Raw genomic sequence first — 13,009 nt, 5'->3', positions numbered from 1 at the left:
ACCGCACCGCTCAGAAGCCCAACTGCTGGAGCGCCTGGTCGAGATCCACCGGCTTGAGGCAATGCGGGCAGGCGGCGAACTCGCGCGGCAGCATGGCCAGGTCGTAGCCGGAGGCGAACACGAACGGGATACCCGCGCGCTGCAGGCGTTGCGCCAGCGGGTAGCTCTTCTCGCCGTCGAGGTTGACGTCGAGGATGGCCGCGTCGAAGTCGGGTTCGGGCTCGAGCAGCGCCAGCGCCGCGCCGAGCGTGGGCACCGGACCGACGACCTCGATCCCGCGCGCGCACAGGCCATCGTGCAGGTGCATCGCCAGCATGTACTCGTCCTCGACCACCAGGATCCGCGGCGGCGTCGTCACGCTGCGCGCTCCCGCAGCACCGCGCGCGTGCCGTCGAGCGGAACATCGATGCGGCACACGATGCCGTCCGCCAGCAGGGTATGCGTCGTCCGTGCGCCGAGTTGGTAGGGCAAGGCATGCTCGATCAGTTCGCGGCCGTAGCCGGCGACGCTGTCGGTGGCCGCCACGCCGGCCACACCGTGTTCATGCCATGTCAGCCGCAACTGCGTCGACTCCTGCGCCTGCCCGGGCACGATGTCCCAGCGGATATCCAGTCGACCGCCCGCGTCCGACAGCGCGCCGTGTTTGAAGGCGTTGGTGGTGAGTTCGTGCAATGCGAGAGCGAGCGTCTGCACCACGCGCGAACGCAGCGGTACACCGGTTGGACCGTCGAGTGTGACCCTGTCATCGTCCTCGCCCACCCCGTGGGCCTCGAGTTCCTGGCGCAGCAGGGTGTCGAAAGTGACGCGGTCCAGGGCGGCGCCCTGCGACAACAGGCCCTGGACCCGCCCGAGCGCATCGAGCCGAGCGCGGAACCGGCTCGCGAACGCGGCCAGATCAGGACTGCCCTGCAACGTGCGGCGCGCCAGCGACTGCACGACCGCGATCAGGTTGCGGGTGCGGTGCTGGAGCTCGGCGACAAGCGTTTCGAGTAGCACCGCGTGCTCGCGCTCGGCGGTGATGTCGCGGCCGATGCCCGCAATCCGCTGCACGCGGCCAGCATCGTCGAACAGCGGGAAGGCTGTGTTGCGCACCCAGATCGTGCGGCCGTCGCAAGGGCGCTGCACGCGGAACTCGAAGTCGGCGCGACTGCCGTGGCGCACCTTGCGCATCCGCGCGCGCACGTCGGCCGCATCGGCGGCATGCACGGTCGACATCCACAGCCCCGGATCGCGGATGGCGGCCTCGCGCGCAACACCGTAGATGGCCTCGAACGCCGGGCTCAAGTACTCCAGCGCGAGCGTCTGGGCATTGCGAATCCACAACACGTCCGACGAGGCATCGCCGAATTGGCGGAACCGCGCTTCGCTTTCGCGCAGCGACAGTTCGGCCTGGCGCCGGCCGGTGATGTCCATGCTGACCGCCAGGCTGCCGACGATCTCGCCGTCGGCGTCGCGCCAGGGCACCACCGACAGCCGCAGCCAGTACCGCTCGCCATCGACGAGGATGCGCTTTTCCACGGTGTTCGCCACGCCCTCGTCCAGCACGCGCTGCAGCAGCGTGGCGCTCTCGGGCCAGTCCTCGGGGTGCGTGAGCTCCTCGATCCGCTTGCCGACCAGCGCATCGCGCGGGGCGCCGACGGTCCGGCAGTACTGTTCGTTGACGTAGACCAGGCGGGTGTCGCGGTCGGCGATCGCCACGCCGATGCCGGCCTGCTCGACGACCGCGCGGTAGCGCTGCTCGCTGGAGATCAGCGCGGTCTCGGCAGCGGCCCGTTCGGACGCCGCGCCCGCTCGCTCGCCGACTTCGCGCAGCAGGTTCAGTTCCGCGGTGGTCCAGTGCCGCGGCGTGCGCGCGGCCGCAACGAACACCGACGCTGCCTGTTGCCCGCGCCCGGCGCGCACCGTCATCGCGAGCGCGGCAACATCCTGCATCCGCAACGCCGAGCGCGACGCCGCATCGAACGCGGTGTCGCGTTCGAGGTCGTCGCTGGCCACATCGCCGTGCCGGGCCTCCCAGTCGGGCAGGTGCAGCGCCGGGGCACGGGGGTCGCGGCTCCAACCCTCGCGCACGCGCAGACCGTCCCCTGGATCGTGGGCGGCCAGGCCCACGCGATCGAGACCGAGATGCTCGCCGATCCTGCGCGAAGCCACCCGCAGGATCTCGGCCGGCGCAGACAGGCCGCGCAGTTCGTCGCCCAACGCCAGCAGGAATGCCTCGTGCCGGCCCGCCTCGCGCGCGGCGGCCAGCATCGACTCGCGGGTCAACTCGCGAATGATCGCCAACATGCCGACCGGCCGGCCCTGCTCGTCGCGCAGCGGCGAGTAGTCGGCGTCGAACAACGCACGCTCGGGCACGCCGTTGCGCATGAGGTCCAGCGGGTGGCCGCGCAGTTGCAGCGAGCGTCCGGCCAGCGTCTCGGCCAGGATGTGATCCACGAACGCCTCGGCCTCCGGCCAAGCCTCGATCAGCGGCAGGCCGAGCTGGCGCGGATGGCGCGTGCCGGCCACGTCGCGATGGGCGTCGTTGTAGAGCAGCAGGCCGCTCGGGCCCCAGGCGATCGCCATCGGCGCCGGCGAATCGAGCATCGTGGCGACCGCCTGGCGCAGCGCCGCGGGCCAGCGCTCGATGCTCCCGATCGGCGTCGACCGCCAGTCGAACGCGCGGATGCGCGATGCCATCTCGCCATCGTTCCAGTGCCACGGGACATCGGGTGCTTGCATTGCGGGGTCGCGCGGCAGACAAGGCCATCACGATACGGCAGCCGGCTGCGCCCGCAAGCCCGCCTACACGGCCTGGGTACAGCGGGCGGCCTATGCTCGCGGGCCGACCGGCGCCACAATGCCCCATGCGCGTCCCCATCCCGCCCCAGAGCCCCGCCGCCCGAGCCCCTTCCTGCCCCGGTCCACGCCTGGCCCGTCGGCGCGGAGACCCCGCATGATCGAATTTGGACATCTGACCCACGCCGGCCTGCGCCGCGAGCTCAACGAAGACACGTACTACGGCGACAGCGAGCTCGGGCTCTGGCTGGTCGCCGACGGCATGGGGGGACACGAGTACGGCGAGGTCGCCAGCGCACTGGCGCGCGAGGCGATCGTGCGCGAGATCCGCCAGGGGCGCTCGCTGCCGCAGGCGATCCGACTGGCGGACGAGGAGATCATCCGCGCGTCGCGGCGGCGCAGCGACACCCTGCCCATGGGCACCACCGTGGTCGCGGCGCGCATCACCGGCAGCCGCTTCGAGGTCGCCTGGGTCGGCGACAGCCGGGTGTATCTATGGCGCGACGGCCAGTTGGCCCAGCTGTCGCAGGATCACAGCTACGTGCAGGCGCTGATCGCCCAGGGCGCACTGAGCGTGGACCAGGCGCGCACCCATCCACAGCGCAACGTCGTGACCCAGGCGCTGGGGGTCACCGACCCGCAGGCGCTCAACGTCGAGACACTGGCCGGCGAACTCGCGCCGGGCAACCAGCTGCTGCTGTGCAGCGACGGCCTGACCGAGGAGGTCGACGACCGCGCGATCGCGCAGGTGCTGGCGCATGCCGAATGCAGCGCGCAGGAATGCGTCGACGGCCTGGTGGCCGCCGCGCTCGACGGCGGCGGCTCGGACAACATCACCGCGATCCTGATCCGCCGCCACTGATCCGGCGGCGCAGTCGAAGCGCTAGACGGCCTCGGCCACGGCGGCCGCGTCCCACAGGCACTGGCCGGCCTTGCGGCGGATCGCCTCCACCCGCGCTGCGTGCAGCACCTGGTCGGCCTCCGGCACCACGAGCGCAGGCCGCACCCCCGTGGGCTGCACCGCGGTCACCTGCACCATGGTCCGGGCCTCGACCGGCGCCGCGAAGCCAATCTCGTGCTGGCCGGCGGTCAGCGCCAGGTAGACCTCGGCCAGCAGCTGCGCGTCGAGCAGCGCGCCGTGAAGCTGGCGATGGGCGTTGTCCACGCCCAGACGCTTGCACAGTGCATCGAGCGAGTTGCGCTGGCCGGGATAGCGCTGGCGCGCGAGCAGCAGCGAGTCCTCGACCGTCACCCGGCTGCGGATATCGCCGTAATGTGGCCCCAGCCGGGACAGCTCGTAGTCCAGGAAGCCGATATCGAACGCGGAGTTGTGGATGACCAGTTCAGCGCCGTCGATGAAGGCCAGGAAGGCGTCGGCGATCGCCTCGAACGGCGGCTTGTCGGCCAGGAACTCCAGGCTCAGGCCGGTGACCTCGGCGGCACCCTGCTCGAAATCGACATCGGGCCGGATGTACTGATGATAGGTGCGGCCGGTCGGACGGCGCTCGACCAGTTCCACACAGCCGATCTCGACGACCCGGTTACCCTTCTTCCATTCGAGGCCCGTGGTCTCGGTGTCGAGCACGATCTGTCGCATCGGGTCGGAATTCCTTCTTGTCGTCGGGTCAGGCGATCGCGGCGCGCTGGGTGCGCGCGGCGGCGGTGGCGAGCGCGTCGGCGCGCTCGTTCTCCGGATGGCCGGCATGGCCCTTCACCCAGTGCCAGGCGATCTCGTGGCGCTGGCAGGCCTGCTGCAGGCGCTGCCACAGGTCCTGGTTCTTGACCGCGCCGCCGCCGGCGGTCTTCCAGCCACGCCGCACCCAGTTGGCCAGCCATTCGGTGATGCCCTGGCGCACGTACTGCGAATCGGTGTGCAGGTCGACCCGGCACGGTTCGGTCAGCGCCTCGAGCGCGGCGATCGCGGCCATCAACTCCATGCGGTTGTTGGTGGTCTGCGGCTCGCCGCCACTCAGTTCGCGCTCGGTGCTGCGGTAACGCAACAGCGCCCCCCAGCCACCGGGGCCGGGATTGCCGAGGCAGGCGCCATCGGTATAGATCTCGATCGACTTCATCAATGTCCTGTTGCGAAAGGGTCAGGCGGCGGGCGCGGCGGCCGGCAGGGCCAGGGTGCGCGGCTGGCGGACCGGGGTCAGCGGCAGATGCCGCTTCTGGCACCGCATCGCGTAGGCGGCACGAAAGCCTGGCCCGTGTTGGACGATCGGCGACGGCACCGGCCGCCAACTGGGGCCGACGCCGCGCGAGACCGCATCGGGCGCCAGTCCGGCCTCGCGCAGCCGCCGGCGCCAGGCCAGCGGCTCGGCGCTGGCGATGCCGCTACCGCGCCAGCGCCAGCGATAGGGCGTCAGCGGGTTGAGCAGCAACAGCCACAGGTGGCCGCCAGGGGCGAGCACGCGCGCGGCCTCTTCGAGCAGGCCGCGATCCTCACCGTGGGGGCCGACCACGTGCTGCAGCAGCACCGCGCCGAAGGCCTCGCTGGGCAGCGGCAACGGCCAGCCGCAGCGCACCGGGCCGTGCAGGCCGCGGCCGCCGCGCACCAGGCACAGGCCGCGCCCATCGACCGCGATCTCGGGCGCGACCGGCGTCAGCCACAGCCAGGGCAGCCCAGGATGCCCGCCCAGCGCTTCGGCCACCAGGGCATGTTCGCTGTCGAGCACCGCGCGTCCGGCCGGGGTCTGGAACCAGTCGCCGACGCCGTCGGGTTGACCGGATGGAGAAATCGCGGGCATGGTCCGCATTGTAAGGCCTCCGGCCGCCACCGACCTTCCCGACCGATGCGACTGCAGGCGCTGCGTGCGTTCGAGGACAACTACATCTGGACGCTCGAAGCCGACGATGGCGCTGCGCTGGTCGTGGACCCCGGCGAGGCCGGGCCGGTGCTGGCGGCCGCGCAACACGGCCTGCGCCCGGCACTGGTGCTGCTGACCCATCATCACGACGACCACATCGGCGGTGTCGCCGCCCTGCGCGACCGCTGGCCTGCGCTGGAGGTGGTCGCACCGGACGACGCCCGCATCCCTCAGGCGACCCGCCGGGTGAACGACGGCGATCGGCTCCAGATCGGCCCCTGGGCCTTCGACGTGTTGGCCGTCCCGGGCCATACCCGCAGCCATATCGCGTTTGTTGGCCACGGCCACCTGTTCTGCGGCGACACGCTGTTCAGCCTCGGCTGTGGGCGGATGTTCGAAGGTAGCGCGGTCCAGATGCTGGCCTCACTCGACCGCCTGGCGGCCCTGCCCGTCGATACGCTGGTCTGTTGCGGCCATGAATACACCCGGTCCAACGCGGCGTTCGCCCGTGTTGTCGATCCGGACAACGCGGCGCTGCGGCGTCGCGAACAGGAGATCGTCTCGATGCGCAGTGCCCACCGGCCCACGCTTCCCGTTCCCCTGCAGGCCGAGCTGGCCTGCAATCCGTTCCTGCGCGTCGACGCCCCGGCCGTCCGGGCCGCGGCCTGCGCGCATGCCGGCCTCGCCCCTGGCGCTAGCCGCGCCAACGTGTTCGCCGCGCTGCGGCACTGGAAGGACGGCTTCCGCGCATGAGCGCGGGTCCTCGTTTGCGGCTCGTGGCGGGCCTGCTGGCCGCCGCGGTGTCGGCGCTGTGCCAGGCCGGCAACGCCTCGGGCCCGGCCCAACCGCCGCCCACCGCGTCCGCCGGCCAGCGCGCGCATCTCGCACCGCCGGCCACCTCGCCGGCTCCGGCGCTGGATCTGGCGCCGCCCACCACCCGCACCGGACGGGAGATCTACCTGCGCTTTCGCGACGGGCTGGCCGAGCAGGACTGCAGCGACGATGCCAGCGAACGCTGGCGCTCGCATTTTGCGCATGTCCCGCGCCAGCTCGTCTCGCGCAATACCGATGTCCTGCCGCTGTTCGGCTACGTGGTCGATGCGGTGCGCCAGGCGCACCTGCCGACCGAGTACGCGCTGATCCCGTTCGTCGAGAGCGGCTACCGCCCAGGCGCCCGCAGCGCGTCGGGACCAGCCGGGCTGTGGCAGTTCATCGCGGTCACCGCACGCAACCACAAGATCCCGATCCGCGCCGGCTACGACGGCCGGCTGTCGCCCGCCGACTCCACGCGCGCGGCGGTGCGCTATCTCAAGACCCTGCACGGCATGTTCGCCGGCGACTGGCGGCTGGCGGTGATGGCCTACAACGCCGGCGAGTACCGTGTCTTCGGTGCGCTGGAACGTGCCGGCCAGGTTGCCGCGAACGCCGATCCGCAGGCGCTGCCGATGCCTGCGCTCACCCATGCCTACGTGCGCAAGCTCCATGCGCTGTCGTGCCTGATCAAGGAAGCCGAGAAGCGCGAGGACTGGATGGCCGCGCTCGATCGCGAGGTGCCGATCCTGCAGGCGATCCCCGTGCCCGACGGCATCCGCGACCTCGATGGTCTCGCATCGCGGCATGAGACCGACGCCGCCCAGCTCAAGCGCCTCAACCCGGCGCACACCGACGGCCGCATCGCGCGCATCGGACAGCCGACCCAGGTCCTGGTGCCGCAGGCCGCAGCGACACCGCCGGTATTCCTGGCCGAAGCGCCGCCGGAATTCGAACCCCTGCCGCCGGCCGGGGGCACGTCGCGCGCGGCCCCGACACGCGGCGCCACGCCGTCGGTGCATACCGTGACGCGCGGCGAATCGGTCTGGTCGATCGCACGCCGCTATGGCCTGAGCAGTCAGGAACTGCTCCGCCGCAATGGGCTCGATCCCCGCAGCATCCTGCGGCCAGGAATGGAACTGCACATCGGCGACGCGCACTAGGCGCGAAGGCGCGGCCGGCGCGCAGCTGCCGCCGGCTCGGATGCGCGCGCAGCACGGCGTCGATGCGCATGCGCGCCTGCGTGCGGCTCCGCGGTCGAGGCGTGCGGCGGGATACAACGCTCCCACGTTTCCGCGGCTGCGCGAACGGGCGCCCCACTCCGTATCGAGCAACCGCCTGCCCGCCGGACGCCGTCTGCACTGTGCACTGACGGCATCGCAATGCACAGGCGCGCCCGCGTGAGCTTGCGACGCGCATACCAAAACGCCCGGCATCGCCGGGCGTTTTTCGCTGGATCCAGGAGGCCTCGGCGGCGCACGCGCCGCCGGCCCCGAAGGACGGCGTCAGAGCCGCTCTTCGTTGACCGTGATCTTCATCTGCCGGCGCAGGGCGCGCTGCAGCACGTCGGCATCCTCGTTGCCGAGCAATGCGCCGAGCTGCTGCTTGAGCATCGCCTGCTGCTGCGGCGGCGCCTGTGTCGGATCGCCCGGCACCACGCGCTCGACCACGAACACCACGGCGCTGCCGTCAGGCCGCAGCGTGCGACCCGGCGCAGTCTTGCCCTCGGCAGGCGGCATCGTCTGGAAGTACGCCGTGTTCGACGCCGGGTCGGGCACCGGCGCGCCGCGCGGGATACCCGGCACCGACTCCGGCTCCAGTCCGTGCGCCTGCGCCACCGCCTGCAGGGTCTTGCCGGCCTTCAGCTCGGCGACCATCGCATCGGCGGCCTGCTCGGCGCGCTGGCGCGTGCGATCGGCGCGGACTTCGGCGGTCACGCGCTCGCGGACCTCGTCGAGCGTCAACGCGCGCTCGGGGGTGTGTGCGGTCACGCGAATGAAGACGGTGTGGTTGGGCGCGATCTCGATCGGGTCGCTGACCGTGCCGTCCTGGGTCAGCGCTTCGGAGAACGCCGCCTGCTCCACCGCTCGGTTCGCGGCGATGCCGGTGCCGGCACCACGCGCGAACGGCGCGAGCGTGCGCACCTCGACCTGCCCCGCGGCCGCAGCCTGCTCGAGCGACATCGGGTGGCGGTTGATCTCGTCGACGATCCGGCCGATCTGCTCGTTGTAGGCACGCGCGCCTTCGCCGTCGCGCACTTCGCGCTCCATCTCCTCGCGCACATCCTCAAACGCAACCGGCTTGCCGGCCTCGATCTCGCGCAACTGCAACACGTGCCAACCGAAGTCGGTCTTCACCGGCTGGCTGACCGCGCCGGCCTGCATGCCGAACAGCGCGTCCTCGAACGGACCGGTCATCATGCCCTTCTCGACCCAGCCCAGATCGCCGCCGTTGTCGCGCGAGCCCGGGTCGTCGGAATGCGCACGTGCCAGCGCGGCGAAGTCGGCGCCCGGCTGAGCCGCCTTCGCGGCGAGGTCCGCGGCTTCTTTCTGCGCCGCCTGCTGCGTGGCCGCATCGGCATCGGCCGGCACTTCGACCAGAATATGCGAGGCGAGGCGACGCTCGGTGGTCGCGAACCGCGACTTGACCTGCTCGAAATGCGCGCGCGCCTCGGCTTCGTCGACGTCGCCGCCACCGGCCTGCGGCTGGGCCACGACTTCGATGTATTCCAGCGCGACCTTTTCCGGATCGCGGTAGCGGCCGGCGTTCTTCTCGAACCACGCCTGCAGATCCGCATCGGCGACCGGCGCCGCATCGGCCGCCGGCGGCGGCACGACCACGAAGGCGACGTCGCGACGCTCGTCGAGCAGACGCATCATGCGTTCGGCTTCCGACGGCGTCACGAACGCCGATTCGGCGATCGCCTGCGGCACCAGCGCACGCTGCAGGTCGAGGCGGATCGAGGCTTGGAACTCGGCCGGGGTGCGCGGCGGCTGCCCGGACTGCAACGTCATCTGGTAGCGCTGCGCATCGAAACGGCCATCGACCTGGAATGCGGGGATCGACGCGATGATCTCGCGCACCTGCGCATCGCCGACGACGATGTCGGCGCGCTCGGCGGCCAGGCCCAGCACCGCGCGGTCGATCAACTGCTCGAGCACTTCGCGCTTGCTGTCCAAGGTCTCGAACGCGCGCGCGTCGAAGTTCTCGCCTTCGGCCTGACGGCGCTGCTCACGGACCGAGTCGAACGTCTGGCGGAACTCCTCGGGCGTGACCTCGGTCGAGGTCCATACCAGCTTGCGCACCAGCCACATATCGGGCGCCGAGCGCCACCAGGTCGGCGGCGCCTCGACCTTGGCCGCATAGTCGGCATTGTTCTGGAACAGGTAGTGCTCCATCCCGAAGAACGCGAACGGCACCGCCAGCAATGCGACGATGGCGATGGCGATCCAACCACTGGTCTTTTCTCGAAGCGCTTGCAGCATGAGTCGGGGCACGGGATGGGCGAGCCGGGCAGTTTACCCGCAAGCACGGACCCGCGCAGGACCGCGCCGCCAAGCGCTCGCGGCAGCCTCGTCGGGCAGCCATTCAGGCCCGGACCCGCAAGGTCGTAATCGACCGGGGGATGGCGTACCATGCGCGTCCGACCGGCGCCGCCCGGCCGGCGGCGCCGTGCATGCCGGCTCAGCGTCCAGACGCTCAACGTCGAATAATTAAAAGAGGAATTCACTGATGGCCCTTAGCAAGAACGATGTCCTGGCTTCCGTCGCCGAGAAGGCCGGTCTGTCCCGCGCCGACGCTGGCCGTGCGGTCGACGCGCTGCTCGACACCATCACCGAAGCGCTGAAGAACGGCGACGCGGTGAACTTCGTCGGCTTCGGTTCGTTCGTCGCCCGTCCGCGCGCCGCGCGCACCGGCCTGAACCCGCAGACCAAGGAAACGATCCAGATCCCCGCCTCGACCGTCCCGGCATTCAAGGCTGGCAAGGCGCTCAAGGATGCGGTAAAGTAAGCGGCTCGGCTGTTCCGCATGGGTGCTTAGCTCAGCGGTAGAGCGTCTCCCTTACAAGGAGAGGGTCGGGGGTTCGAAACCCTCAGCACCCACCAAGCAACAGGTTTCCAATGTGGAGCGGTAGTTCAGCTGGTTAGAATGCTGGCCTGTCACGCCGGAGGTCGCGGGTTCGAGTCCCGTCCGCTCCGCCACTGGTTGAAAAAAACCCCGCTCTGGCGGGGTTTTTTTTTGCATGTGGGTGCGGGTGTGGCGCGCTGTTGAACATGGGCGTCGAGTCCTACGTCGCGAGCCCTGCCCCCCACCCAACCCTCCCCCGCATGCGGGGGAGGGCTTTTTGCGGTTCGATCAGAGGACGCAGTCGTCGAGCAGCGCACCACCTCCCCCGCTTGCGGGCGGAGGTCGACGCCGGAGGCGTCGGGTGGGGGCGCGGGCTTTTCGCGCTGTGGCAGCTCGAGACGTGCACTCGCATGACGTCACTCTCGATGCGCGTGCCGGTGTAGCGCCCCCGTCACTGTGGCGACCTCGACACGCGGGCCGACGATCCACGCGTGCAGTGACATCGCGCATCGCATGTCGCTGGTCGTCCCCACGTAGCGATCCGGCGACACACCACGCAGCCACGCACGTCGACCGATGCAGATCGCGCGCCTCGCGAACGCGCCGATTCGGGGAGCGCACGCACCGACGAAGGCGAGATGAAAAAAAATCGCGCACCCCCTTCCCAAACGGGCGAATTCGCGTAGAATCTCGCGGCTCGGAGCGGTAGTTCAGCTGGTTAGAATGCTGGCCTGTCACGCCGGAGGTCGCGGGTTCGAGTCCCGTCCGCTCCGCCAGTGTTACGAAAAACCTCTGCAGCAATGCAGGGGTTTTTTCGTTCTGCACGCAGCCGCCCTGCCCCAGCCCAACCTTCCATCCGTAACGAGCGCAATGCCCCGCACGCGAAGGGAAGGAGCAACGCACATCGCACGCATCTCCCAGGCACGCGGGGCCGCGCAGATGCGCCATCGCCGCCAACGGCGACGCTGCATCGCTCAGTCGCAGTCGCCGACGCGCGTCAGTGCCAGGTCTTCGAAGTCGTAGCTGAAATCCGCGTCCGGATCGACCTTGGCCATTTGCAGCGAGACCGTGCGGCCAGCCGCTGGCGTGGGCCACAGCCAGGCATCGACGTCGACATCGGGCGCGCGCCAGCGCACCTGCAGCCCACCATCGACGGCGACGACATCGCCATCGAGTTTGGGCGAACGCGCCGCGATCCAGCGCAGGCCTCCGTCGCGCGGACACAACGCCACGTCACCAAACCAGGGATCGCGGTAACGACCGGCAAGCGAGGCGGCGACCGCGGCCGAGACGGCGACCGCATCGTGGGCGTCCGGCAGTGCGGCATGCGCTGTCGTGCCGCGCTCCGCCTCCAGCCGTCCGGCATAGGCGTCGATGTCGTGCGGACCACCGTCGGTGGCGACGAACTGCTTGACCAGCGCCTGGGTGAGCACCGTGCGCGCGGGATCGGCATCGCCGTTGATCAACACCACGATGCCCACGCGCTGCTCGGGCAGCAGCACCAGCGAGGACACCATGCCCGCCAGCGTGCCGGTGTGCGACACCTTCGCGGTGCCGTCGACATCGGTCAACCGCCAGCCGTAGCCGTAGGCCGAGAAATGGCTGCGGTCCCAGGCGCGCATGCGCGCAGTCAGCGGCATCGGCATCTGCGCGGTCCAAGCGGCCTCGCGCTGCGCAGCCGACAGCCAGGGCTGGCCGGGCGTCCCGGCGTCCGGGTCGAGCCAGGCCTGCGCCCATCGCAGCATGTCGTCGAGACTGCAGCGCAAGCCGCCGGCCGCCATCATCGGTTCGTCGGGAATCGTCGCCTCGTCCCCACGCACGACCGTATTGCGGCCATCGAAGCGGGCGTGCGGCTGGGCGACGTTGCCGACCGCATCGCGCTGCCAGGCGCCGGCCTGGCAACGGTGCATGCCGAGCGGCTCGAAGACCTCGCGGCGCACCAGCGTGTCGTATGGGGCGCCGCCCGCCGCAGCCGCGACTTCGCCAGCGACGATGTAGAGCGTGTTGTCGTAGGCGTAGCGTGACCGGAAACTCCAGCGCGGCCGCAGGTGGCGCAGCCCTTCGATCACCTGGGAGCGGGTGAAGGCGTTCGGCGACGGCCACAGCATCAAGTCGCCGGCGCCCGGGCCCAGGCCGCTGTTGTGGATCAGCAAGTCGCGGACCTGCATCTCGCGCGTGACCCAGTCGTCGTACATGCGGAACTGCGGCAGGTACCGCACCACCGGATCGTCCCAGCGCAGCTGCCCGGCATCGACCAGCCGAGCGAGCACGGCAGCGGTCATCGCCTTGCTGTTGGAGGCGATCTTGAACAGCGTCGCGGGATCGACCGCCTCGCCCTCGCCCGCACGCAGTTCGCCGCGCGTATGCCGCAGCACGACCTCGCCATCGACGACCACGCCGACCGCGATGCCGGGCAGCGCGTAGCGCTCGGCCGCAGCGTCGACCAGCGCCGCCAGGCGCGCAGGCGCGACGGGGGTGGCGGCGACTGCGGGCAGGCCGGCGACCAGCCAGCCCGCCAGCGTCCAGGCCAGGCAAGTGGCGCGCAT

Annotated in this window: 11 protein-coding genes and 3 tRNA genes; 7 read left to right on the top strand and 7 right to left on the bottom strand. The window is 70.6% G+C overall.

Going from position 1 to position 13,009, the window contains the following annotated elements; translation table 11 throughout:
* Positions 1-10 precede the first annotated feature (10 nt).
* Positions 11-358 carry a response regulator gene (locus ABE505_RS05445; protein ID WP_346442370.1) on the bottom strand — a complete coding sequence of 116 codons (348 nt, stop codon included), beginning with the start codon at positions 356-358 and terminating at the stop codon, positions 11-13.
* Entirely contained in the window at positions 355-2,721 is a 2,367-nt protein-coding gene (locus ABE505_RS05440) for a PAS domain S-box protein (protein ID WP_346446116.1), read from the bottom strand. The genes ABE505_RS05445 and ABE505_RS05440 overlap by 4 nt, the downstream gene beginning before the upstream one ends.
* 214 nt (positions 2,722-2,935) lie before the next feature.
* Here ABE505_RS05440 and ABE505_RS05435 point away from each other — a divergent pair, with 214 nt between their 5' ends.
* Positions 2,936-3,640, top strand: coding sequence for a protein phosphatase 2C domain-containing protein (locus tag ABE505_RS05435; protein WP_346442368.1), 705 nt, complete (start codon positions 2,936-2,938; stop codon positions 3,638-3,640).
* A 21-nt stretch (positions 3,641-3,661) separates the two neighbouring features.
* Here ABE505_RS05435 and dnaQ read toward each other — a convergent pair whose 3' ends face one another.
* The 3 genes from dnaQ to ABE505_RS05420 are packed head-to-tail and all read right to left on the bottom strand — an operon-like array spanning position 3,662 to position 5,525.
* Positions 3,662-4,375, bottom strand: coding sequence for a DNA polymerase III subunit epsilon (dnaQ, locus tag ABE505_RS05430; RefSeq protein WP_346442367.1), 714 nt, complete (start codon positions 4,373-4,375; stop codon positions 3,662-3,664).
* A 28-nt stretch (positions 4,376-4,403) separates the two neighbouring features.
* Positions 4,404-4,850: a ribonuclease HI gene (gene rnhA / locus ABE505_RS05425; protein ID WP_346442366.1), complete on the bottom strand. Its 447-nt coding sequence runs from the start codon at positions 4,848-4,850 to the stop codon at positions 4,404-4,406.
* 21 nt (positions 4,851-4,871) lie between these two features.
* Positions 4,872-5,525: a methyltransferase domain-containing protein gene (locus ABE505_RS05420; RefSeq protein WP_346442365.1), complete on the bottom strand. Its 654-nt coding sequence runs from the start codon at positions 5,523-5,525 to the stop codon at positions 4,872-4,874.
* Positions 5,526-5,570: 45 nt separating this feature from the next.
* On the opposite strand from ABE505_RS05420, the gene gloB reads away from it, so the two are divergent.
* Both gloB and ABE505_RS05410 read left to right on the top strand, forming a co-directional pair.
* Positions 5,571-6,338, top strand: coding sequence for a hydroxyacylglutathione hydrolase (gene gloB, locus ABE505_RS05415; protein WP_346442364.1), 768 nt, complete (start codon positions 5,571-5,573; stop codon positions 6,336-6,338).
* Positions 6,335-7,558 (top strand): transglycosylase SLT domain-containing protein, encoded by a 1,224-nt coding sequence (locus ABE505_RS05410; RefSeq protein WP_346442363.1) that lies wholly within the window; start codon positions 6,335-6,337, stop codon positions 7,556-7,558. Before gloB ends, ABE505_RS05410 begins: the two co-directional genes overlap by 4 nt.
* Positions 7,559-7,900: 342 nt before the next feature.
* Here the strand turns inward: ABE505_RS05410 and ABE505_RS05405 are convergent, their stop codons facing one another.
* A complete protein-coding gene (locus ABE505_RS05405) occupies positions 7,901-9,880 on the bottom strand; it encodes a SurA N-terminal domain-containing protein (RefSeq protein WP_346442400.1) in 1,980 nt (659 codons plus the stop codon).
* 247 nt (positions 9,881-10,127) lie between these two features.
* Here ABE505_RS05405 and ABE505_RS05400 point away from each other — a divergent pair, with 247 nt between their 5' ends.
* From ABE505_RS05400 to ABE505_RS05385, 4 genes are all read left to right on the top strand, one after another.
* Positions 10,128-10,406, top strand: a complete 279-nt coding sequence (locus ABE505_RS05400) for an HU family DNA-binding protein (protein ID WP_047136197.1) — start codon at positions 10,128-10,130, stop codon at positions 10,404-10,406.
* 20 nt (positions 10,407-10,426) lie between these two features.
* Positions 10,427-10,501: transfer RNA gene (locus ABE505_RS05395), tRNA-Val, on the top strand.
* Positions 10,502-10,520: 19 nt separating this feature from the next.
* Positions 10,521-10,597, top strand: a tRNA-Asp gene (locus ABE505_RS05390).
* A 565-nt stretch (positions 10,598-11,162) separates the two neighbouring features.
* Positions 11,163-11,239, top strand: a tRNA-Asp gene (locus tag ABE505_RS05385).
* Between the two features lie 198 nt (positions 11,240-11,437).
* Here ABE505_RS05385 and ABE505_RS05380 read toward each other — a convergent pair.
* Complete coding sequence (locus tag ABE505_RS05380; protein ID WP_346442362.1) at positions 11,438-13,009, bottom strand: serine hydrolase domain-containing protein; 1,572 nt, start codon at positions 13,007-13,009, stop codon at positions 11,438-11,440.

Source organism: Luteimonas sp. TWI382, assembly GCF_039674545.1.
Classification (GTDB): domain Bacteria; phylum Pseudomonadota; class Gammaproteobacteria; order Xanthomonadales; family Xanthomonadaceae; genus Luteimonas.
This window is presented reverse-complemented; position numbering and strand designations above follow the sequence as displayed.

Excerpts from the sequence above, each read along its gene's own strand:
- ABE505_RS05400 (WP_047136197.1), top strand. The coding sequence starts at position 10,128 with ATGGCCCTTAGCAAGAACGATGTCCTGGCTTCCGTCGCCGAGAAGGCC.
- ABE505_RS05410 (WP_346442363.1), top strand. The coding sequence starts at position 6,335 with ATGAGCGCGGGTCCTCGTTTGCGGCTCGTGGCGGGCCTGCTGGCCGCC.
- ABE505_RS05440 (WP_346446116.1), bottom strand. The coding sequence starts at position 2,721 with ATGCAAGCACCCGATGTCCCGTGGCACTGGAACGATGGCGAGATGGCA.
- ABE505_RS05380 (WP_346442362.1), bottom strand. The coding sequence starts at position 13,009 with ATGCGCGCCACTTGCCTGGCCTGGACGCTGGCGGGCTGGCTGGTCGCC.
- ABE505_RS05405 (WP_346442400.1), bottom strand. The coding sequence starts at position 9,880 with ATGCTGCAAGCGCTTCGAGAAAAGACCAGTGGTTGGATCGCCATCGCC.
- ABE505_RS05420 (WP_346442365.1), bottom strand. The coding sequence starts at position 5,525 with ATGCCCGCGATTTCTCCATCCGGTCAACCCGACGGCGTCGGCGACTGG.
- gloB (WP_346442364.1), top strand. The coding sequence starts at position 5,571 with ATGCGACTGCAGGCGCTGCGTGCGTTCGAGGACAACTACATCTGGACG.
- rnhA (WP_346442366.1), bottom strand. The coding sequence starts at position 4,850 with ATGAAGTCGATCGAGATCTATACCGATGGCGCCTGCCTCGGCAATCCC.
- dnaQ (WP_346442367.1), bottom strand. The coding sequence starts at position 4,375 with ATGCGACAGATCGTGCTCGACACCGAGACCACGGGCCTCGAATGGAAG.
- ABE505_RS05435 (WP_346442368.1), top strand. The coding sequence starts at position 2,936 with ATGATCGAATTTGGACATCTGACCCACGCCGGCCTGCGCCGCGAGCTC.